At 47.8% G+C, this 21,323-nt stretch carries 15 protein-coding genes and 3 pseudogenes; 4 read left to right on the top strand and 14 right to left on the bottom strand.

The window, feature by feature from the left end:
• Nucleotides 1-106: pseudogene (locus NDA02_RS24830) on the top strand (IS630 family transposase); the annotation flags it as partial.
• 233 nt (nucleotides 107-339) lie between these two features.
• On the opposite strand, the gene rppB reads toward NDA02_RS24830, so the two are convergent.
• The 7 genes from rppB to NDA02_RS24795 all read right to left on the bottom strand — a co-directional run bounded on the left by rppB (nucleotide 340) and on the right by NDA02_RS24795 (nucleotide 8,948).
• Entirely contained in the window at nucleotides 340-1,686 is a 1,347-nt protein-coding gene (rppB, locus tag NDA02_RS24825) for a two-component system sensor histidine kinase RppB (protein WP_190793050.1), read from the bottom strand.
• Entirely contained in the window at nucleotides 1,676-2,374 is a 699-nt protein-coding gene (gene rppA, locus NDA02_RS24820) for a two-component system response regulator RppA (RefSeq protein WP_190793051.1), read from the bottom strand. The genes rppB and rppA overlap by 11 nt, the downstream gene beginning before the upstream one ends.
• Nucleotides 2,375-2,696: 322 nt before the next feature.
• Entirely contained in the window at nucleotides 2,697-2,834 is a 138-nt protein-coding gene (locus NDA02_RS24815; RefSeq protein WP_190793052.1) for a hypothetical protein, read from the bottom strand.
• Between the two features lie 302 nt (nucleotides 2,835-3,136).
• Nucleotides 3,137-3,628, bottom strand: a complete 492-nt coding sequence (locus tag NDA02_RS24810; protein WP_348249431.1) for a hypothetical protein — start codon at nucleotides 3,626-3,628, stop codon at nucleotides 3,137-3,139.
• 97 nt (nucleotides 3,629-3,725) lie between these two features.
• Entirely contained in the window at nucleotides 3,726-6,860 is a 3,135-nt protein-coding gene (locus NDA02_RS24805; RefSeq protein ID WP_348256125.1) for an efflux RND transporter permease subunit, read from the bottom strand.
• A gap of 62 nt (nucleotides 6,861-6,922) precedes the next feature.
• A complete protein-coding gene (locus tag NDA02_RS24800; RefSeq protein ID WP_348256124.1) occupies nucleotides 6,923-8,599 on the bottom strand; it encodes an efflux RND transporter periplasmic adaptor subunit in 1,677 nt (558 codons plus the stop codon).
• A 184-nt stretch (nucleotides 8,600-8,783) separates the two neighbouring features.
• A complete protein-coding gene (locus NDA02_RS24795) occupies nucleotides 8,784-8,948 on the bottom strand; it encodes a hypothetical protein (RefSeq protein WP_190791268.1) in 165 nt (54 codons plus the stop codon).
• A 436-nt stretch (nucleotides 8,949-9,384) separates the two neighbouring features.
• Between NDA02_RS24795 and NDA02_RS24790 the strand changes: the two genes are divergently transcribed.
• Nucleotides 9,385-11,352 (top strand): heavy metal translocating P-type ATPase, encoded by a 1,968-nt coding sequence (locus NDA02_RS24790; RefSeq protein WP_348256126.1) that lies wholly within the window; start codon nucleotides 9,385-9,387, stop codon nucleotides 11,350-11,352.
• Between the two features lie 17 nt (nucleotides 11,353-11,369).
• Here the strand turns inward: NDA02_RS24790 and NDA02_RS24785 are convergent, their stop codons facing one another.
• On the bottom strand, nucleotides 11,370-11,948 hold the full coding sequence (locus tag NDA02_RS24785; RefSeq protein ID WP_348256123.1) for a Spy/CpxP family protein refolding chaperone: 579 nt from the start codon (nucleotides 11,946-11,948) through the stop codon (nucleotides 11,370-11,372).
• Nucleotides 11,949-12,091: 143 nt separating this feature from the next.
• Between NDA02_RS24785 and NDA02_RS24780 the strand changes: the two are divergent.
• Nucleotides 12,092-13,151: pseudogene (locus tag NDA02_RS24780) on the top strand (IS630 family transposase).
• A gap of 129 nt (nucleotides 13,152-13,280) precedes the next feature.
• Here the strand turns inward: NDA02_RS24780 and NDA02_RS24775 are convergent.
• The 5 genes from NDA02_RS24775 to NDA02_RS24755 all read right to left on the bottom strand — a co-directional run bounded on the left by NDA02_RS24775 (nucleotide 13,281) and on the right by NDA02_RS24755 (nucleotide 19,867).
• Complete coding sequence (locus NDA02_RS24775; RefSeq protein ID WP_348256122.1) at nucleotides 13,281-14,093, bottom strand: hypothetical protein; 813 nt, start codon at nucleotides 14,091-14,093, stop codon at nucleotides 13,281-13,283.
• A 260-nt stretch (nucleotides 14,094-14,353) separates the two neighbouring features.
• Nucleotides 14,354-17,503, bottom strand: coding sequence for an efflux RND transporter permease subunit (locus NDA02_RS24770; protein ID WP_190791272.1), 3,150 nt, complete (start codon nucleotides 17,501-17,503; stop codon nucleotides 14,354-14,356).
• A 102-nt stretch (nucleotides 17,504-17,605) separates the two neighbouring features.
• Nucleotides 17,606-18,796 (bottom strand): efflux RND transporter periplasmic adaptor subunit, encoded by a 1,191-nt coding sequence (locus tag NDA02_RS24765; protein WP_347277850.1) that lies wholly within the window; start codon nucleotides 18,794-18,796, stop codon nucleotides 17,606-17,608.
• A 99-nt stretch (nucleotides 18,797-18,895) separates the two neighbouring features.
• On the bottom strand, nucleotides 18,896-19,243 hold the full coding sequence (locus NDA02_RS24760; protein ID WP_348249425.1) for a hypothetical protein: 348 nt from the start codon (nucleotides 19,241-19,243) through the stop codon (nucleotides 18,896-18,898).
• A gap of 210 nt (nucleotides 19,244-19,453) precedes the next feature.
• Nucleotides 19,454-19,867: a MerR family DNA-binding protein gene (locus tag NDA02_RS24755; protein ID WP_190791483.1), complete on the bottom strand. Its 414-nt coding sequence runs from the start codon at nucleotides 19,865-19,867 to the stop codon at nucleotides 19,454-19,456.
• A gap of 140 nt (nucleotides 19,868-20,007) precedes the next feature.
• Between NDA02_RS24755 and NDA02_RS24750 the strand changes: the two are divergent.
• Nucleotides 20,008-20,547: pseudogene (locus NDA02_RS24750) on the top strand (IS6 family transposase); the annotation flags it as partial.
• A gap of 98 nt (nucleotides 20,548-20,645) precedes the next feature.
• Here NDA02_RS24750 and NDA02_RS24745 read toward each other — a convergent pair.
• Complete coding sequence (locus NDA02_RS24745) at nucleotides 20,646-21,218, bottom strand: transposase (RefSeq protein ID WP_190791484.1); 573 nt, start codon at nucleotides 21,216-21,218, stop codon at nucleotides 20,646-20,648.
• Nucleotides 21,219-21,323: the final 105 nt, after the last annotated feature.

Raw genomic sequence — 21,323 nt, 5'->3', positions numbered from 1 at the left:
GTGGTTCGTGCTCAAGAATTGGATGCGTCAACGCTGGGATGAATTTGATAGCTTTCGCGATTGTGTCGATGCTGCCTTCAACCATTGTTCGAACGTGTATCCGTAAAGCTATATGACCCTTTTTCGTCAGAATCGTTGCCATACCCCAACCAGACGAAAATTCTAACAGGACTTACGCAAGCACCATGAGAACGGACGGAAATTTAAGCTGCTGAATCAAGTAGGCGGACAGCATCCGATGCTTGATCTGTTTGGGTTGTGTCGCAAAACGACGGAACGACAAACGCTCGATGTCAATCTCGTTGTCTTAAGCACCCACTCCAAAAATTGCTTCAAAAGTTACGCCATCTTAAAATTGCTTCTTAATGGTAAACGAATGCTAAAAACACTTCCCTTGCTTAGCTCACTCTGTACCTGAATTGTGCCTTGATGAGCTTGTACGATCGCCTGTGCAATGGCTAAACCCAAGCCTGCTCCTCCAGTATGACGAGAGCGATCGCTATTGACTCGATAGAAGCGATCGAATATCCGTGCTTGTTCTTTATGTGGAATGCCAATTCCGGTATCTTGAACCTGAATCAACGCATGATGGTCTTCTTGCTTGAGGTGAACGGTGACTTTACCTCCACTAGGGATGTATTGAATTGCATTCGTGATTAGATTAGCCACTGAACGATAGAGTTGCTCTTCGCTGCCAAATACAGTAATTGATGTATTTGTCTGAATGTCTGCTGTTAGTGAGATGTTGGAAGCAAGTGCGAGTGCCGAAAACTCTTCAACTAAATCATTTACTAAATCATTGAGATTACAGGCATTCTGTTTAGTAGGAAGTCCTTGCAAGTCCATACGGGAGAGGAGCAACAAATCATGAACGAGCCGGGATAGACGACTGTTTTGGCGCTCTACAGTACGAAGGGTATCCCAGGCATCGGCATCGCTTGCATCAGTTGTGAGGGTCGATTCTAAATTTGCTTGAATTGCCGCTAATGGAGTGCGGAGTTCATGGGCAGCATCGGCGGTGAATTGTTGCATTTGGCGGTAAGACCTATAGACGGGCTGCATGGCTTGTCCGGCAAGCCACCAACTGGCAACCACAACGAGCAGCATGGCACTGGGCAAGCCAATCAGCAGACTCAGCCTGACCCAAACCATGTGCCCATCGAGTTCAGACAGCGATCGCCCGACCTGCATATATCCCCAGGAATCTTGATTTGCGGTTTTGAGCAGTAAGGACAGTTGCCGATAACGAGTTCCGTCAGGGGCTTCTAGCGTTTGCCAAAGTTCGGTTTCGATCTGGGCGGGTAAGTCAGTTGGCACCTGCCCCCCACTGGCTAATAACTGTCCAGACAAACTTAAGAAGCGAATGTAATAGCCATTCTCCTGGAATACTCCTAGGTAATGTAAGGCTGTAGAGTTAGATGAGCAATCTGTTCCAGCAATACATAGAGTCGGAACAAATTTTTGCACAACAGGCTCCAGTTTGCTGGGTTCTTGCAAAGAGGCTTCTAGTCCATCATGCAGCGTTCCAGCAACCGTTTCAATCCGGTGATTTAACTCGGAGAAATGGCTATGTGCCATTGCTTCATAAAAACCTACAGCACAAATCGTGAGAATAACTCCCATCGTTCCGGCATATAGCCCTGCTAATCGCAGTCGAGTGGTGTGAAAAATTTGGCTATGTTTCATGAGTATTGAGCTTATAGCCCAGGCCATAAACCGTTTCAATCAGATGATCGTAGCCATACTCTGTCAGTTTCCGCCGCAATAAGCGCATTTGAGCTGCCACCACATTGCTGTTGAAGTCTGCTTCCGCTTGCCAGATGCGATCAATGATTTGATCACGAGAGAGAATTTGATTGGGGTGTTGCATAAAGTATTCCAGCAGCTGAAATTCTTTAGCAGTCAGCAGAATTTTCTGTGACTCTCTTACAGGAGTGGAAATTGAAACCGTTGAGGTGCTGTAGTCGAGAATGAGGTTGCCAACTTGCAGTTGAGGGGGCTGAATTTGGAGCGATCGCCGCTGGAGCGCCCGCAGCCGAGCAAGCAATTCTGCCATGCCAAAGGGTTTGATCAAGTAATCATCGGCTCCGGCATCGAGTCCCATGACGCGGTCTTCCATTCGATCTCTTGCCGTCAGCAACAGTACAGGTAATGGATTCTGCTTGGCTCTGAGTCGTTGACAAAGTTCAATGCCAGATAGTCCTGGCACCAACCAATCAAAGATCGCAACAGTGTATGGAATCCGGGAACTTTCGAGAAACCGCCACGCTTCGGTACCATCCGTGACCCAATCCACTACATACTTCTTGCGTTTGAGCGATCGCTCTAGAGCTGCACCCAAATCTGGCTCATCTTCAACAAGCAAAACCCTCATCTCAAGATCTTCTTAAAGATTTAACTGCTTTAAGCAATTCTAGTCGTAAAGCCCATATATTGTTTCAACAAATTCAATCCTTATCTTCTTTAGTCTAAAATCCTGAAATTTAGAGATAGCTTAATTCCTTAAAATGTTTATCAACAAACACTCTACTCAAATTAATAAAATAATCGAGTAGAGTATTCAAACAATCCGGTTAGTGAAACAGTGACAGTTTACCTTCAAAAACCTCCTAATGAAAGCAAGCGTTTTTGAAGCATTCAAAACTGATATTATTCACTGCACACTAGCTTTAATTCATAGCTCAAGAAGCTGTAAATTAGTTATTAATCACCTGTTCGCGATGATGGCGACGATGTTCCTCTTGAGAAGAATACTTCCCAGAAGTAGCATTAGCAGGCAGGATTGCAACAGCAAGAGTAGCAGCAATCAGACAGACAGAAATTACTTTCTTCATGGATATACTCCTTTTGGTTTCTTTTTTTAAGTATGACGAAAAAATGTGAAATGAGGATGAAACTTGTGATTGAAATTACACTTTCTACTGCAATAAACAGCTTGCATAATAAACGTAGCATGTAAGTTTTCACTACAAAGGTTTAGTATTTCTAGAATATATGGGTATTGTTACTGCTTAAAACCGGAATTCCATCTGATCAAATAAAGCTGCTTGTATTCCCAATTTTAAGATAGAGAATGCAAGCAGCCTGCCTTATTTAATTGTTAAAACGGCAGCTAAACTTCCTGATAAAAACCTATCTACTTAGTAAAACTAAAGCGTCCGTTCACTTTTTCACCGTTGATATCAGTGAGAACAGCAACTTTATATTCACCGGATGCTGCTTCAGACAATAACGCTGTGTAGTGCTTGCCCTGTGCATCATATTCAAAATCAACTTCCTTCTGAGAGCCATCGGGTAGCTGAACTTGACCTGTCACCGTTGCTCCTTCGATTGCCTCATGAGTATCACCAGATTGTAGGAAAAGATCCAAGTGGGTTCCGCTTGCTTCTGGTGCTGCAACTAGCTCTAAGTGATACGCTCCGACTTCAACCACTTGCCCGCCTTGAGCAGGTGCAGAATGGTCTGCCATTTCAGGGGATGCAGCAGGAGATTCGTCCACAGGGGAGCTTGCTACAGACGGACTTGCCGCAGGAGCGTCCGAAGCAGATTGCTCTCCACCACTAGCACAGGCTCCCAACAGCAGCCCCAAACTAACAGCAATAGCGGTAAAGAATTTGTTAACTTTCATGGCTTAGTTCCTTGAATGAGTTAAATGAAAAACTGACAAGATGAAGTCGGCTCTGACAAAGCAGTGTTAGTGGGTGAAAAAACTGCTGACCCAACGGTTAAACATTTCCTTGAATCCGCTCCATCTCTGGTTGAGAGACTTTGCCGTTCTCAACGACCGACCTTTTGGGGAAAAGGTACTTGCCGAACTTCGCGTAAAGCGCGGGTAATATCAGCAGCGTCAGGGCGGTAGAGGTAAATAGTCCACCCAAAACAACGATCGATAGGGGTTGCAGTAGCTCTTTTCCAGGTCCACCTGCTAAGACAAGGGGTGCTAATCCTAACGCTGAGGTAAACGCCGTCATCAGAATGGCGTTGAGCCGTTCCATCGATCCTTGGATCAGGAGGTCTTTCAACGGCATTCCGGCGGCAAACTTGGTGTTGTAGTTGTCTACCAGCAGCAACCCATTTCGGGTAGCAACCCCAAACAGCGTCACAAACCCTACCAGCGAGGCAATCGACAAGATGCCTCCTGTCAGTGCAACAGCGATCACGCCGCCAACCAACGCTAGAGGCAGGTTAATCATAATCATGGCGGTGGAAGCCACTGATTTCACCGAGAGATACATGATGATCGTAATCACGACAAAGGCGATCGCGCTGAAGAGCAAAATGTTTTGAGATGCCCGTGCTTCCGCTTCAAATTGTCCTGCGTATTGGATGTAATAACCTGCAGGAATCTGCACCTGCTGATTAACCTTTGCCTGAATATCGTTTACGACAGATCGCAAATCTCTCCCTTGAGCGTTAGCGGCTACCACAATCAAGCGAGAGACGTTTTCACGGTTAATCGTGTTCGGTCCTGTGCCGTCTTGAACCGTTGCCACCTGAGCCAGCGGAATTTTATTGCCACCGGGCGTATCAACCATTAAGTTACCAATCGTGTCCAGGCTTTGGCGGGCTTCTGGTTCCAACCACACCACTAAGTCAAAGGTTTGCTGTTGCTCTAAAACTTGTGAAACCACTCGTCCATTGAGCGCTGTTTCGATCGTTTCTGAAAGTTGCCTAATGGTTAAACCATATCGGGCAGCAGCAACGCGATCGAACTGAATCTGAACTTGTTCAACTGGAATCTGTGGTTCAAGCTGGAGATCAACAATGCCCTCAACCGATTGCATCACATCATTCACTTGCTGTCCCAGAGTACGAAGTTGTTCTAATTCAGGTCCAAAGATTTTGACGGCGATCGCGCTTCTGACCCCTGAGAGCACTTCGTCCATGCGGTGGGAGATGAAGCCCCCCACGTTGGGTGCGGCTCCCGGCACTTTGCTAAACTCCTCGCGTAACAGCTCCACACTGGCTTCGCGGTCTCTCATCCCTATCTCGCTCAACTCCACGTCCAGGTGAGTTAGATTCACACCTGCGGCATCAGCATCGCCGGCTGCCCGTCCTGACCGCACTTGAATGCTCTGAAAGTTAGGATTATCCTTCAGCTTATATTCCAGTACGGATGCAGCACCGTTCGTTGCGTCCAACGATGAACCGGGATAAAGCAGCAGCGTGTTGACCAACGATTGCTCCTGAAATTCTGGGAGAAAGATGCGTCCAAATGAGAGCACAACGATCGCCGCCGCCACTAGACTTGCCACTGCAATGCCTAAAATAACGGTCGATCGCCGCATTGAAAATGTGAGCAGTGGTAAATAGATTCTTTTGAAGAACCGAGCAACCCAGGGTTCGCGTTCAGGCAGGCGACCATAGGGCAGCAGAATCGCGCAGAGCGCAGGCGTGACGGTCAAGGCGACAACGCTGGAAGCTAATACCGCTGCCAAGTAGCCCAACCCCATTGGGATGAAAATGCTGCCTTCTACGCCTGTGAGTGCAAAGATAGGAGAAAAGACGACGATCGTAATAATGGTGGCTCCAAATACGGAATCGCGCACTTCCTGACACCCATCAAACACGACCTCTAAAACCGGGCGGGGATGGGGAGAGTATTTATTTTCTCGTAAGCAGCGGTAGACGTTTTCGGCATCCACGATCGCATCATCGACCGCAGACCCGATCGCCACTGCCAATCCTCCCAGGGTCATAGTGTTCAAGCCCTGTCCGAGCCAGTTGAGTGCCAGCACACCAACCAGTAAAGACAGAGGCAGCGCCGCCAAACAGACCGCCAAGTTGCGCCAGTTCATTAAGAACGGAATCAGGATCAAGGCAACGATGATGCTGCCTTCGATTAAGGCTGTCCGCACATTTTCGATCGACGCATCAATATAAGTCTCTTGGCGAAAGGTCGTGTCTACCTGGATCCCTTCTGGCAACCCAGCTTTTACCTCGGTCATTGCGGCTTCAACGGCGCGGGTGACGGTCGGCGTGTCGGCTTGGGGCTGTTTGTTGATGATCGCCACGACCGCTTTTTGGGTGTTGACGCTGGCATCTCCGCGCTTCACGGCTGCGCCAATTTTCACATCGGCAACATCTGTGATTCTGACAGGTGTGCCACTGCGAGCCGTAATCACAGATTGCTTCAAGGCTTCAATGTCTTCGATTCGCCCGATGCCTCGAATCAGTTTTTCGCGATCGGGCGTAATCAAATACCCCCCTGGCGCATTCACGTTTGCCGCCGCCACTGCTTCTGATACGTCTTGAAGGGAAACGTTGAACGCCTGTAGTTTTTCTGGGGATACTAGAACTTGGTACTGCCGCTCATCGCCACCAAACACGATGACTTGCGTGACTCCTGGCACTGCTAGAAGGCGATTTGTGACTTGCCAATCAACAATTCGCCGCATTTCCATCAAGTCAATTGTCTGGGATGTGAAGGCATAGGTGACGATCGTGCCAATGGGCGAACTGATGGGTGCAATTTGCGGGGTTTCAATCCCTTCTGGCAGTTTGCTTTCAGCAGACTGCAATCGTTCCGTCACAAGCTGTCGGGCTTGATAGATATCGGTGCCCCAGTTGAAAACTACTCTCACCACTGAAATACTGGCTGCACTGGAAGACCGTACTGCACTCACGCCTGGTGTGCCATTGATTGCGCTTTCGATCGGCAATGTCACCAACGATTCCACTTCTTCTGGAGCCAGTCCCGGTGCTTCCGTTTGGATTTCGACCTGCGGTGGTGCAAACGTGGGGAATACATCCAGCGGCATCTGAATAATGGTGCGAAAGATCCAGATAGTTAGGATCATTGCGCCCGAAATCACCAGCCAGCGGCGGGCGATGGCCCATTGAATGATAGAACTCAGCATAGGAATTTAATTGTTAGTAGGGCGATCACTGACTAAATTAAGAGCGATCGCTAGGACGCAACTCAGTGATGCTGGTGAGGCGGAGTTCGAGCTTCAGACTCTGGCTGATGAGCCTCTACTGAGCGGAGAGCAGGCTCATAATCAGACCTGGACTGAGCGTGATGTCCGTTGTGAGAACCTTCTAAATGTTCCAGTTGGTTAATCGTTGCAGTGAGTTGCCTGCGGTTGCGACGATTGGACCAGAAAGCACCTGCAACAAACGTACCGATCGCTAGCATCCCGCCTCCTAGGATGACAACCCACCACGGCAAAGGGGCACGCACTGTAGTTGCTTCGGCTGCTTCAGCTTGCTCTGGCTCTGCCGTGCCACCTCGTAATGATTGAGCGTATAGTTGATTCGCCCGTTGAGTCACAACTCGATCGCCATCAAACAGTCCGCTTTTCACTTCAACCAAGTTTCCAGCCTGTCTGCCCAGCGTTATTTCTATGGGCTGAAAGGTGTTGCCGTTCTGGACAAAGACAAGCTGCTGACCATTTGCCTCAACGATCGCTGACTCAGGAACGACGACAACGGGTTCTGGGGTGCGGTCAGTTAGCACTTCCAGTTCAGCAAACATTCCTGGTTTGAGTGCTCCATCAGCGTTGTCTAATTCTGCTTTTACTGGCACAACCCGGCTGTCTCCTTCGACAGCTGATCCAATCGTAGTGATCCGTCCTTCAAATACCTGATTGGGAAGACCTGACACTGTAACCCGTACTCGCTGTCCCTGAGCGACCTGACTTAGATCCTTCTCATAGACGTTAGCAGTTGCCAGCACCACGCGATCGTCCACGATAGTCATCAGGATTGCGCCCGCATCCTGAGCCGATTGACCGAGCGTGACTTCGCGATCAGCAATAGTGCCTGTAATAGGGGCTTTGATGGTAATCGTGCCATCTGAATTTGCCTCTGCTCCCAATTGTTGCAGTCGAGTTCTGTAAGTGACTGCACTCAGTTGAGCACGAGATTGGGTAACCTGAACAGCCGTTTGAGCACGCTCTAATTCAGTTCGAGCTTCCAATACCTCTAGCCGACTTTCAGCCTCAGTCAACGCTTGTCGTACCGTTGCCAAGTGCGCCTCCGACTCCAAGAATTCTCGTCTGGGAATTGCTCCCTGCTCTGTCAGTTCTTTGTCGCGATCGTATTGCTCTTGAGCAACTTTCACCTCTGTCCGAGCCTGATTAATGGCAGCTAAAGCAATCTGCTGTTGTTGCTCATAGGTTTGTTGCGCCAATCGCAAGTTGGCTTGAGCCTGTTGCACATCCCCCTGCCGCTCTGCAGAATTTTCTAGTGCAGTAACTCTTAGATCTGCCAGTTCGCCGCTGGTGATCACAGCTAAGGGCTGCCCCACTTCAACAGTTTGCCCTGGTTCCACCAACAGCTTGACCACTGTTCCACCTACAGGGTTCGTAACTCTTACCCTTTTGCTAGGGGAAGCTTCAATTTGTCCGGTTGCTTGTACCCCAAATGCTAACGCTTGACGGGCTACGGGTTCTACTTTTAATCCCATCCGCTCTGCTGTTTCAGCATCAATGTCGATCGCGCTTGCTGACTGAGCCGACTGATTCTGATGAAACTCGTCACCGTGCCCTGTATGAGCGAATACTTCAGATGAGGTCATTAGCAGCAGCAGGCTAAGACACATTCCAGCAAAGCGATCTCTTGTCATTAGATCAGAGCGTTTGGGAGTAAGAGCCATCGGCATTTCCTGAGGCAGGGGTAACAGTACAGGTTCGAAGTCTTCACAAAAGTTGAAAAGCAGTATTGCATGGAAATATCAAATCAGGATGAAATTTGTTTCTCCTGAAGCCACCTTGTTCATCTCCTAAATTAGAGCAGCCTTCTCCAGGGCTACTTTGAATTTAGAGAATAGAAATTGCCAACTATCGTCGGGGAGTAGGATTAATTATCTGACTGGTATCAACAGTAGTATTGCCAAGATCAGAAGGATTGGAATCGTCAGAAAGCAGTTTTTGAGCTTGGGTTGTTGCTGCAAACACAGCACTAAGATCAGCAGCAAAGAGACTTGCGAGAATCAGACGTTTCATAGAAGTTCACTCCTTCGCAACAACTGAATTTGTAGTATTTAGCACAAAAATTAAAATCAGCATGAACTCTTAGCACTTCCTCTTTCATAGTGGTTAGATTGAGGTGCAATGAAATTAGCAAACCAACTCATGAATAACGAATTATAAATAAAATTAGAAACCTCATCCCCGTTTCACTTTTATGTGGTATTTGAGAATTAGGAGCATCGATACAGCAAAAGGTACTTCTGTCTGAGATGGTGATATCTGGTTTCGCATCATACTTCTAGCATTTACAGGGGGGGTTATGCAGCATGACCATCATCACGGGCATCAAAATTCTGGCCCCCAAGGAAGGCATCACGAGCTTCAGCAGGCAGAAGAATATGTTGGGCATCATGAACACCAACAACAGCTTGCGTCAGCACGAGATCACCATGCGGGACACGGCAACCACATGGGTCACAATAAACATGCCGGTCATAGCCCAGAAATTTTCAAACGTCGATTCTTTATCTGTTTGCTACTGACCCTGCCCGTCCTTTACTTTGCATCTCACTTTCAAATGTGGTTTGGCTATCGAGCCATTGAGTTTTCAGGTTCGGGCTGGGTTAGCCCACTCCTAAGTACCATCATCTACTTTTACGGAGGTTGGGTTTTTCTTAGAGGAGCCTGGTATGAGCTACGCAGTCAGATTGGAATGATGACGCTGATTGCGCTAGCGATTACGGTGGCATTTGTTTACAGCGTAGCAGTTACCTTAGGCTTAGAGGGAGAATCTTTTTATTGGGAACTGGCAACACTGGTGGATGTAATGCTCTTGGGGCATTGGATTGAAATGGCATCGGTACAGGGAGCCAGCCGTGCATTAGAGCATTTAGCCGATCTAGTCCCTTCTGTTGCTCATCGCCTAGTGAATGGACGCATTGAAGATGTTTCGGTGAGTGATTTGAGTGGAAATGACACGATTTTGATCCGTCCTGGCGAACAGATTCCAATTGATGGAGAAGTAATTGAAGGCGGCTCCAGCGTCAACGAAGCCTTCCTAACAGGAGAATCACGTCCCGTAACCAAGCAGGTTGGTGACGAGGTGGTTGCAGGAGCAGTTAACAGTGAAGGTGCACTAACTGTAAGAGTGACCCGCACTGGAGAGCAGACCACATTAAGTCAAATTATGCGCTTGGTAGAAGAAGCACAAACCTCTCGCAGTCGATACCAGGCGTTAGCCGATCAGCTTGCCTACTGGCTTACCTTGGCTGCAATTGGGATTGGTACATTAACGTTTGTCGTTTGGTTGGCAGTCGGTTCAGCCCTCACGTTTGCCATCAACCGTGCAGTCACCGTTCTCGTGATCACCTGTCCTCATGCGTTAGGATTGGCGATTCCTCTGGTGCTGGTTAACGCCACTTCAATGTCTGCCAAGCATGGCATTTTGGTTCGTAAACGAGAGGCATTTGAGCGGGCACGTAACATTCGAGCAATCGCCTTCGACAAAACGGGCACGCTCACAGAGGGGCGATTTGGCGTACAACATATTTTCACAGAAGGGATTGGAGAAACAGAAGCGTTAGCGATCGCAGCAGCTCTAGAATCACTATCAGAACATCCTCTAGCACAAGCGATCGTGCAGGAAGCCAACAACCGTCAGTTGGAGCTACCCAAGGGAAGTGAATTTAAGGCCGTTGCAGGTAAAGGCGTTGAAGGAACAGTCAATGGTAAACGCTACCGGGTCGGACGACCCGAATGGGCAGAAGAATTGGAGTTAACTGTCTCGAATCCAATTCGAGGAGGACTAAAGACGGCAGAATTACAAGGAGAAAGCGCAATTGTATTGCTTGACGATCGCCAAGTTCTGGCGTTGTTTGGACTAGCAGATCAAGTACGTGAGCAAGCCCGTATTGCAGTACAACGGCTGCAAGAGATGGATGTACAGGTAGTGATGATTACCGGAGATGCGGAAGCAGTGGCAAAGACCGTTGCCGAGCAGCTAGGAATCGATCGCTACTATGCCCGTGTATTGCCCCAAGACAAAGCTGCACTAGTCCGGCGACTCAAGGCAGAACAACCGACCGCTTTTGTCGGTGATGGCATTAACGATGCTCCTGCCTTATTTGAATCTGATCTAGGAATTGCGATCGGGGCAGGAACCAATGTGGCGATCGAGTCTGCGGATTTGGTTCTCGTGAAGAGTAACCCATTAGATGCCACTTATGCCTTGAAACTCGCGAAAGCAACCTACAGCAAGATGATTCAAAATCTGTTCTGGGCAACAGGTTACAACGTGATTGGGATTCCCCTTGCTGCAGGAGTGGCTTATCCTTTAGGAATTTTGCTCTCTCCGGCTGTTGGGGCTTTATTTATGAGTGTCTCCACTGTTGTGGTTGCTATTAATGCCATGCTGCTACGGCGCGTGAAGTTGGGATAGGAAGAGCGATCGCCTCTTCAATGATGGTGTGCTGGAGAATTAGGAGTAGGTTGAACCGACGCATCACTATAACCTCGCAGTTCGTCATATTTGGCAATTTGCTCAGGTGAAAGTAACCGTTGGACTTCCAAATGGGGTTGCAGATGGATCACTCGATATTGACCATACAGCATTGCTAACTCCTGAGTTTGCTCTTCAATTTCGGACTCTGAAATCGTTCTTTGAGCAAAAGCATTACTGAATTTCCGTTCAAGTTCAACAATGTTCTGCCCGACTTGTTTCGCTTCTGTATTCATCTGCCTAAATATGGCTTCGATCTGCTGCTCTTGTTCTGAAGACAAGACTAGTTCTTGTCTCAAATCTAAGACGTGTCTAGGACCTGGATAGCTGTTCAATTCAGCAGTACGAGCATAGCCTGCTCCTCGTCCATTTAACAGATCATTAATTTCCTGCGTACTCAAGCCTCGAATAGAGCTACCTATCTGTGTTATGTAGGGCGATTGTGCATGGGATAAGTTAGATACGTTCAAACTAGCCAATGCCGCAATGCTGAGTGCGCCAACGGCTGCAATGCTGATACCTAATTTCAACTGCATATCTGGCTCCTAAGAAAGATTGGCTCATCTCCATCGGCACTATAAGACAAAAAAATCAAACCAGGATGAAATGTTAGCGTAAGTAGGCAGTCGAAATTAAACGTAAGATAGAAGGGAGCACCCCCTCTAGAATTTTGTCAGTTATGCCTGCCCCCGTACATGTTCAATTGAGTGCAGAAGAAGATCGAGCGTTGAGCGAATTGCGGGTTGCGACCACAGTTCCTCAACGGACTCGTGATCGGGCACACATGCTACGATTGAATGCCCAGGGCTGGACCGTTCCTTCCATTGCCGAGATCTTCGAGTATCAGGAGAACACGGTGCGCCAAACGCTGCGCCGGTGGCAACAAGATGGCTTAGGGGGACTGTGGGACGCGCCTGGACGGGGAGCTAAACCCAAATGGCAAGAGGCTGATTTGCTCTATCTGGAACAATGCCTGGAGCAGGAGCCGAGGACATACAACAGTCTGCAACTCGCCTTGAAACTGAAGCAAGAGCGGCAACTAGAGCTGAGTGCTGAGCGAATTCGTCGAGTGCTCAAAAAAAGGGGTTTGTGTGGAAACGGACAAGACAGTGCCAACGAGGTCGGCAAGACCCTGAGGCAAAAGCTCTGAAGCAAGCGGACCTAGCTACGTTGCAACTAGCGGCACAGGAAGGGCACCTGGATCTCAAATACCTGGATGAATCGGGATGTTGTTTAGAGAGTCCTGTGAGTTATAGCTATGCTCGCATTGGGACACAAAAACGGATTGAGCAGGTGAAGACCTACGGAGATCGCATCAGCATTCTCGGCATATGGCAGGTGGAGGAGTCGTTTGACTATGCTTTGGGACAAGGCAGTTTTACCAAAGAACGGTATGTCAAAGTGATGCAGCAGATTGCCCTCAAGTGCGAACAGACCTTGCAGCAAACAGGACGCATTACCGTCATTGTTCAGGATAATGGCTCTGCCCATACCAGTTACCTTGCCCGTGAACACTGGCAACAATGGCAAACCCAAGGGTTATATTTATTTTTTCGCCACCCTACAGTTCAGAAATGAATTTGATTGAGACACAGTGGCATCAACTCAAAACGCATGAAATTGCGGGTAGAAACTTCGACAATGAGTATGACTTAGCGAATGCTATTATTGAAGGCATGGAGCATCGCAGTCAACAAGGTGGGTGGACATTGGAGCGTCTTACGCTTAAATCTGCCTAGCTACTTACTCGCTAACGTTGCCTTCCCTCGGTTAAGGAGAAGGCAATACAGGATGTTGGTGATGGACGATGGAGCCGTGAGTCTGATCAGCATAATCCCAATCATGCAGCCAGAAGCGGAGATATGATACTACTCAACGACCTCTACCCAAAAATCAGCCGTAATAATTTCACCGTTGCGATTGAACTGTCCCCACAATTTGTACCTTCCGGGCTGTGGAAAGCGTGTTGCAAAGTGAATTTGGTTTGCGGGGGTATTCTGCACAGCGTGAGCATGAATGTAGTTTTCTCGCGTTAAAGTAGGAGATTGACGCAGAATGACCAGATGTCCTTTTTCACCCAAGTAAGGCTGTAAATCAGTAATGGGTTGATAACTGGCTGCATCTTGTAGGTTAAAGGGCAAAACAACCTCTTGCCCTGCTCGGACTGTGGCTTGGTTTGGAGCAAAACCAACAATAGTTTCATTAAAAGTTTTGGTACGGCTCCAATCGGCCTGAGCCACAGGAGCAGTATTTCCAGCAACTTGGGTTTTCAGCACAGAAACTTGCTCAGTTTGTCCTGTCGGTTGATAGTCGCTGAACAGCGTGTAATTGCCGGACTGAGGAAACTGTACTTCAACCTCAAATCGTCCATTGCCTTTGTACACAGGATGAAGATGTTGGAAGACTTGCAAATCATCGCTGACAGCAATTAGGTGCATAACCTGCTCTTGGAATTGATCGAACTGGGCGAGCGCTTTTCCGTTCTCATCCTGTACATCAATCTGAAGGATAGTGGAAGCATTAGGAGTAATCACACCAGTCGTTATGAGCTTTGCTTGAGTTGATGCAGAAGTGTTTGCATGATCACCTCCATGCTCACCATGACTTGCAGTGTGAGTTATAGGATGACTGTGATTTGTTTCTTCTGCATGAGCCGCCTTTGGATGAGTTGTGGTTGTCATAGTGGGTTCCTCCTTAACTTGAGCAAGTTGTGTGCAACCTTGAGCAATGGATAATGTGCTAACAATGGCGATCGCAGTAATAAACCGATTCATTTCTACATCTGAAATAGATTCAACAAGGTGGGTATTAAGGTGTATTGAAAAAGCTTGGAGTTAAGTAGCTTTCTTGAGCAGCTAACTTTTTAACCCTTGTTGTAATCCTAGAGTCTCTAGTTAGCTAGAGAGCCAAGCCCTCAATCGAAAATTTTTGCCTAATTTGACTACACCCACTCATCAACGGGTTGAATGGTTTTTGGTCGTATCATTCGCTCTCGAATTTTGCCGATCACAATGTAGAGAACAGGAACAACAAAGAGACTGAGAAACGTGGTGACGAACGTACCACCAAAGACTGCGGTTCCCAATGACTGACGACTAGCAGAACCTGCTCCAGTAGGAAACAACATTGGATAAGCTCCCAGTAAAGCGGCGATCGCGGTCATCAAAATGGGGCGCAGGCGATCTTGAGACGCTTCAATGATGGCTTTTGTCAGGGGTAATCCTTGCGATCGTAGCTGATTGGCAAATTCCACCATGAGAATCGAGTTTTTGCTGGCTAGTCCAACTAACATCAACAGCCCTACCTGGCAATAGATGTCGTTATACAATCCCCGCATCCACTGTGCTGATAATGCGCCTAAGACCGCCAGGGGTACAGACAACATAATGATCAGCGGATCAACAAAGTTATTGTATTGGGCTGCTAAAACGAGAAATACGAAGAACACACCCAAGCCAAAGATTAACGGGGCTTGCCCACCTGATTCCAATTCTTCTAAGGAAATCCCAGACCATTCAAAGTCCATGTTAGCGGGAATGACTTCAGCCGCAAGTTTTTCCATGATCTGAATCGCTTGCCCAGAGCTATAACCCGGAGCAGCAGCCCCATTGATTTCAATGGCACGATGCAGGTTGTAGTGGTTAATGGTTTGAGGACCTGTTGTGGGAGTGATAGTCACCAAATTACTGAGAGGAATCATCTCTCCCTGATGCGATCGCACATACAACTGACCAATATCATCTGGATTAGACCGAAACTGCTCATCTGCCTGGACATACACTCGATAGGTGCGACCAAAGGCGTTAAAGTCGTTGACATACCGGGAGCCAATGTAAGTTTGCAGGGTGTTGTAAATTTCCTCAACAGACACCTGGAGGGCTTCTGCTTTATTGCGATCAACCTCAATTCGTAACTGTGGAGCATTGGCGGTGTAGGTGCTAAAGACTCCTTGCAATCCAGGGGTTTGGTTAGCGCGAGTCAGTAATTCCATTTTGATTTGATCTAGAGCGCTGATGTCACTAGTGCTACGATCGCCCCGATCCTGCAACTGAAAGACAAACCCTCCAGTGCTGCCGAGACTGGGAATTGTGGGAGGATTGACCGCTAGGACTGGAGCTTCAGGAATTCCCATCAAAGGTGCCTGCACCCGACTCAAGATAGCAGAGACAGACTGTTCTGGCTCTTGACGCTCATCCCAAGGCTTTAGAGGGGCAAACATTAATCCTCGGTTGGGCGTATTACCACTAAAGCCAACCCCGCCCATTGCAAACGTACCTTGAATCTCCGGCTGTTGGAGTAAGATTTGCTCTGCTTGCGTCACAATCTGTCGGGTGTAGTTGAGGGAAGCACCATCGGATGCCTGAATTAGGTTAATAAAGTACCCCTGGTCTTCCTGCGGCAAAAAGGCTTGGGGAACTCGCAAATATAGCCCTACCGTCAGCACCAGTGAGGCGATAAACAAGATCATCACGACTTGCTTGAAGCGGGTGAGAACCTGAAGCGATCGCTGATATCTATGCCGTAGCCAATTCAGAAATCCATTGATTCGCTTTGCCAACCACCCCAAAACTCCACGGGGTCGTGCCTGTTCCCGTAGTAGGAGAGCAGATAGGGCTGGCGTTAGGGTCAAGGCATTGAAGGTTGAGATGGCGATCGAGAAGGTAATGGTCAGGGCAAACTGCTTGTACAGTTGTCCAGCCGTTCCGGGTAAGAAGCTTACCGGAATGAAAACTGCCATTAGCACAATTCCACTGGCAATCACAGAGCTAAATAACTCACGCATCGCTTCCGCCGTGGCTCGAATCGGACTTAATCCCTTCTCTTGAATTAATCGAGTCACATCTTCTGCCACCACGATCGCATCATCCACTACCATGCCCGTTGCCAGAGTTAGACCAAACAATGTGAGGCTATTGAGGGAGAAATCAAACAGTTTGACAAAGGCAAATGTACCAATTAACGACACGGGAATTGTAACCGCCGGAATAATGGTCGTGCGCCAATCTTGTAGGAACAGAAAGATGACCAGTACAACCAACCCAACGGATTGAAGTAGCGTGATGATTACTTCTCGGAAAGATGCCTCCACAAACAGAGAGGAATCATAGGGAATGTCATAGCTCAATCCGGGTGGAAAGTTTTGTGACAGTTGTTGCATCTCCGCTTTGACGGCTTTGGCAATCTCTAAAGCATTGCTGCCCGGAATTTGCAGAATTTGGTAGCCGACGGCAACGTGTCCTTTATAGCTGGCGAACGTGCTGTAGCTCTCAGCTCCTAATTCAGCCCGTCCTACGTCTTTAAGCTTGACGGTTGTGCCATCGGGATTCGCTTTGAGGATCAAATTTTCAAACTCACCTGCTTCTTTTAGGCGACCGTCTGTTTGCAAGTCGATTTGATACAGTTGTCCATCGGGGGCGGGGGGTTGTCCAATACTACCAATCCCCAATTGCAAATTTTGCTGATTCAGGGCAGTGATCACATCTTGAGCGGTCAGGCTGCGGCTGGCTAGCTGTTGCGGATCTAACCAAATTCGCATGGCATAACGGCGATCGCCAAACGCAACCACATTGCCAACACCGGGAATTCGCCGCAGTGGATCCAGCACATACAGGTCGGCATAATTGCTGATGAAGGTGTCGTCGTAGCGGTCATCTTCGCTGTAAAGTGCCATTGCCAGAACGATCGCACTCGATTGCTTGGAGACCATCACCCCGGTTTGTCGCACCACCTCAGGTAACTGGGGTTCAGCTTGCAGTACCCGATTTTGCACATCAGAGTCCGCTACACTCAGGTCATACCCTTGCTGAAACGTGATGATAACTCTACTGGTGCCATCGTTGCTGCTGGTGGAACTGATGTAGCGCATCCCTTCTACCCCGTTAATCTGTCGCTCCAATACAGTTGTCACAGTATCTTCAACGACTTGAGCACTGGCACCCACATAATTTGCGGTCACTGTAATTTGGGGTGGGCTGATGTCGGGGTACTGCTCAATGGGCAAGGTTGGAATGCTAATCAGCCCAACGATGAGAATAACGAGCGCGCATACGATCGCAAAGACGGGTTTCTTGATGAAAAAATTGACAAACATATCGAATACCCAGGGAATGAAGTGGGTTAGATCCTGCGTGAGACGAAGCGTAAGGAAGATAAGTGTTGAATCTTGGAGGGATTTTGCTGTAGAAGTTTTGCCCTACTGTGGCGCGATCGGGGTTCCTTCTCTCAATGCAAATAGATTGGAGACAATGACCTTCTCTCCTGGCTTTAATCCGTTCAGGACATGATATTTGTTTCCATCAATGCTGCCCAGTTCAACTAACCGTTGTCGAGCGACCAATCCAGTTTTAGAGGATTCCGCGACAAATACAAAGGTTTCTCCACCTAAGCGCGTCACAGCCGTTGTTGGAATTTGTACACCTTGTTGTTGGTTCCAACTCACGTTAGCTCTGACAAATTGATCCGTTCGCAGTTGTCCATTTGCGTTGTTCAGCAAGGCTTTTACTAAAACGGATTGTGTTGTGCCAGCCGTATTAGGCGCAATGAAAAAGATTTTACTGGTGCCGAGATGTTGTCCTTGCCCATTCGTAATATCTACAGAACTACCAATTTGAAGGCGCGATGCCTGTTCAGCCGGAATTGAGAAATTCACTTCAAGCTGGTCATTCTCTGCAACGCTTAAAAGTGATGTGGAGGTATCCACAAAGTCACCGACTTTGACTGGAATATCGCCCACCACTCCAGCAAACGGAGCTGTAATTTGGAAGTATTGCAGCTGCACCTGCTGTGCTTGAATGCGTGCCTGTGCTTCTTGAACTGCCTTCTCAGCCCGGGCTACAGCCGCTCGCTGTGCTTGAATCTGTTCATCAATTGCTCGCAAACTTGCCTTGGTAACTTCTAACTGGCTGGCATACTGATCTCGCGTTTGCTGAGAAACAGCTCCTTCGGTGGCAAGAGCAACGTATCGATCGTGCTCAACTTGGCTCAGTTGCATCTCTGCTACTTTGGACAATCGCTCAGCTTGTAGCGATCGCAGTACCGCATTCGCGTTATCAACGTTCGCCTGAGCCGAAGCCACACTCGCATAGGCACTGTTAACAACCGCTTGCTGCTCAGAGGGGTCAATCTGAATTAACGCTGTTCCAGATGCTACCCGTTGTCCAGGACTTACTAGAATTTGGGTAATTTGACCTTGAGTGCGGGGACGCAATGTTACAGAACGGCGGGATTGTAAATTTGCCACAAATTCTGACCGCTCCTCAATCGTTTCTGCCTGTAATGCAATGGTTTTAACAGGCATCGGTGCTTGTTGAGCCGTTGCAGTGGCTTGATCATTTGGAGGCAGCACACGCCACCAAGCAATTCCACCGCCACCCAGTAGGAACACAATGAGGAGTAACCCGAGGGGCGCTCGCTTTCGTGAATCCTTTGGCAATGGTTGTAAATCGTTTTGAGAAGATGTTGGAAGTTCAGATGATTGCATATTTCACCACCGTTCAATTAGAGGTGGATTGAAATCGCTCGAATTATTTCCAGAGGACTTGGGTTGAGCATAATAACGCTGTTCAATCCAGGCACGAACTTCTTCTTCAGACACAGCGTGGAAGCGAGTTCCGGTGAGTGGATCATCAATAATCCACCAGGTATTGCCATTGCGATCGGTCTTCTGCCAGATGAATGGATCTGAGTTTCTGAGCAGGGCATGGGCGATCGCGTTAACGGTGTGATTGAACCAATCGCTAACTCCCTCAAACTGGGGTCTAAACCCATCTGAGAGTTGTGATGGCTCCTTTTTCTCTGCGTAACCATTGAATGATTCAAGATAACTTCTCATGGCAGACCTCCAATCAATCGAAGTTTTCCAACTAGGATTAGCGTAAATTCTCTAGTTGGCTGGAGAGTCAATAGAAGCAATCAAAAAAGAATCAAAATTAAACAAAAACACGGCTTGCTTATTCTAAATATGATTTCAAAATAACACCAACAAGAATAGCCTATGTTTTTATAACGCATAGGCTGAAAAATTATTAAACTCAAAGAGTTTTTATGCTCGTTCAATAATCGGACAGATTGTTTCTTCAGGATGCTCAGGAATAGCTTCCCAACCAGATAGAAGCCCGTTCAACTCCTGCTTCAGAATCTGTAATTGCTGGATTTGCTGCTCAATTTGTGAGAGCTTATCTTCTAGTTTCACTTTGATGTGATCGCACGGTAAATCACCTTGATCATGCACTTCTAGAAATTCTTTGATCTCTAACAGGTTTAACCCTAAACTTTGAGCGCGTTTGATAAACCGCAAACGACCAAATACATCTGAGTTGAACAGTCGATAGTTGCCTTCTGTTCTGCCAAAAGTTTTGAGCAACCCTAACTCATCGTAATAGCGAATCGTTTTGATTGGCAGTCCGCTCTCTTTCGCAACTGAACCAATCCGTTGTAACTGTTCTTGGGCTAGCATAGCTACCTCACTAATGCCATGCTTTCATTCTAAACTCTCTAGTAGGCTGGAGAGTCAAGAGGAGCGATCATCCCCTCCCCTCAGAGCCTGGCTTACTTGACTCATATTGAAGCTTCGGCAGTCACCTTACCATTGTTAGAGCCCCAGAACTGGACAAACGCATTCGACCTCACTTGAAGCCGACAAACGACTCGTGGCGCGTGGACGAGACGTATATCAAAGTCAGGGGAGTGTGGAAATATCTGTATCGTGCTGTCGATTCGGAGGGGAATACTCTGGACTTCATGTTGAGTGCCAAACGAGATGGCAAGGCAGCGGCACAATTTTTCCGTAAAGTGCTTAAAGCACAGCACACTGGGTCTCCACGAGTCATTAATGTGGACAAGAATGCAGCTTATCCAGTGGCAATGGAGGCACTTCAAAAAGATGGAACGATTGAAAAAGAGACCGACTTAAGGCAGAGCAAGTATTTAAACAATGTAGTTGAGCAAGATCATCGGAACATTAAGCATATCGTGAAGCCGATGATGGGATTTAAGTCGTTTAATAGTGCCAGAAGAACCTTGAGTGGCATTGAAGCGATGAATATGATTCGCAAAGGACAAGTGAATGGAATTAACCAAGGGGATAGTATCTCTCAATCGAAGTTTATTGAAGTAATCTTTGGAATTGCTGCTTAAGGGAATGCAGACGATACCAATCGTTTGTCCCTAATAAGTTTTTGCGACACAACTGGCTTGTCTACCCTACCATTGACCCGTTTTTGCGACACAACCATTTAGCGTCTGAGTTGGGACTTGACCGTCGTGCTTTTGGGTAAGCGCAGGACGAATCCGACCCGTTGTTGACGCAACCAATCGGCAAGCGCAACGCTGTGGAACTCCCGGTCTCCCAGCACAATACAGCGATAGCGCTGCATCAAACTCAACACCGGCCGCAGAACGGTTTGTTGCTCGAAGAGCGAACTTGAGCCGCAATGGTCGAGGCAATCCCAGAACAGTGGGATAGCTCGCTTCTTGTAAACGACGCTGACCATCAGCAGATTATGATGTTTCCACTGAGTCCGGTCAATCACCAGCGATAGCCGTTGCCCTCGATGAAACTGTTGCTTGAGCCAATATTTGAGGATCGGAAACCACAAGGTTTTGATATTCAACTGGGGAAGTTGCAGAAACCGTTGAAGATTCCGCCGCCGACTTTCAAACTGAATGGGTTGAGCAAATAAGGTGGCTAACCGCTCAATGCTCACGCAACGTTCCCGTTGCAGCAGGGCGACCAGCATTTGCAGGGTTATGAATTGAATTGAACTCAGTTGCGTTTGTAGACAAGCCTGATAAAATGAAGGCAACATTTTTTGAAATTGAGGGTGATTCTTCGGATTCACCCTATTTTTTCGGCTTCAGATCGTCTCTGTCTGCTACCAGCCTTACCTTTCTGCCTCGCTGTCACCCCCTGA

This window comes from Leptolyngbya sp. ST-U4 (assembly GCF_039962215.1).
In the GTDB taxonomy this organism is placed as follows: Bacteria; Cyanobacteriota; Cyanobacteriia; order Elainellales; family Elainellaceae; genus Leptolyngbya_A.
This window is presented reverse-complemented; position numbering and strand designations above follow the sequence as displayed.

Bases quoted from the DNA above. Each gene is read 5' to 3' on its own strand.
- NDA02_RS24795 (WP_190791268.1), bottom strand. From the start codon at position 8,948: ATGAAACGTCTGATTCTCGCAAGTCTCTTTGCTGCTGATCTTAGTGCT.
- NDA02_RS24810 (WP_348249431.1), bottom strand. From the start codon at position 3,628: ATGAAAGTTAACAAATTCTTTACCGCTATTGCTGTTAGTTTGGGGCTG.
- rppB (WP_190793050.1), bottom strand. From the start codon at position 1,686: ATGAAACATAGCCAAATTTTTCACACCACTCGACTGCGATTAGCAGGG.
- NDA02_RS24775 (WP_348256122.1), bottom strand. From the start codon at position 14,093: ATGACAACCACAACTCATCCAAAGGCGGCTCATGCAGAAGAAACAAAT.
- NDA02_RS24745 (WP_190791484.1), bottom strand. From the start codon at position 21,218: ATGTTGCCTTCATTTTATCAGGCTTGTCTACAAACGCAACTGAGTTCA.
- NDA02_RS24770 (WP_190791272.1), bottom strand. From the start codon at position 17,503: ATGTTTGTCAATTTTTTCATCAAGAAACCCGTCTTTGCGATCGTATGC.
- NDA02_RS24815 (WP_190793052.1), bottom strand. From the start codon at position 2,834: ATGAAGAAAGTAATTTCTGTCTGTCTGATTGCTGCTACTCTTGCTGTT.
- rppA (WP_190793051.1), bottom strand. From the start codon at position 2,374: ATGAGGGTTTTGCTTGTTGAAGATGAGCCAGATTTGGGTGCAGCTCTA.
- NDA02_RS24800 (WP_348256124.1), bottom strand. From the start codon at position 8,599: ATGGCTCTTACTCCCAAACGCTCTGATCTAATGACAAGAGATCGCTTT.
- NDA02_RS24785 (WP_348256123.1), bottom strand. From the start codon at position 11,948: ATGCAGTTGAAATTAGGTATCAGCATTGCAGCCGTTGGCGCACTCAGC.
- NDA02_RS24760 (WP_348249425.1), bottom strand. From the start codon at position 19,243: ATGAGAAGTTATCTTGAATCATTCAATGGTTACGCAGAGAAAAAGGAG.
- NDA02_RS24805 (WP_348256125.1), bottom strand. From the start codon at position 6,860: ATGCTGAGTTCTATCATTCAATGGGCCATCGCCCGCCGCTGGCTGGTG.
- NDA02_RS24790 (WP_348256126.1), top strand. From the start codon at position 9,385: ATGGGTCACAATAAACATGCCGGTCATAGCCCAGAAATTTTCAAACGT.
- NDA02_RS24755 (WP_190791483.1), bottom strand. From the start codon at position 19,867: ATGCTAGCCCAAGAACAGTTACAACGGATTGGTTCAGTTGCGAAAGAG.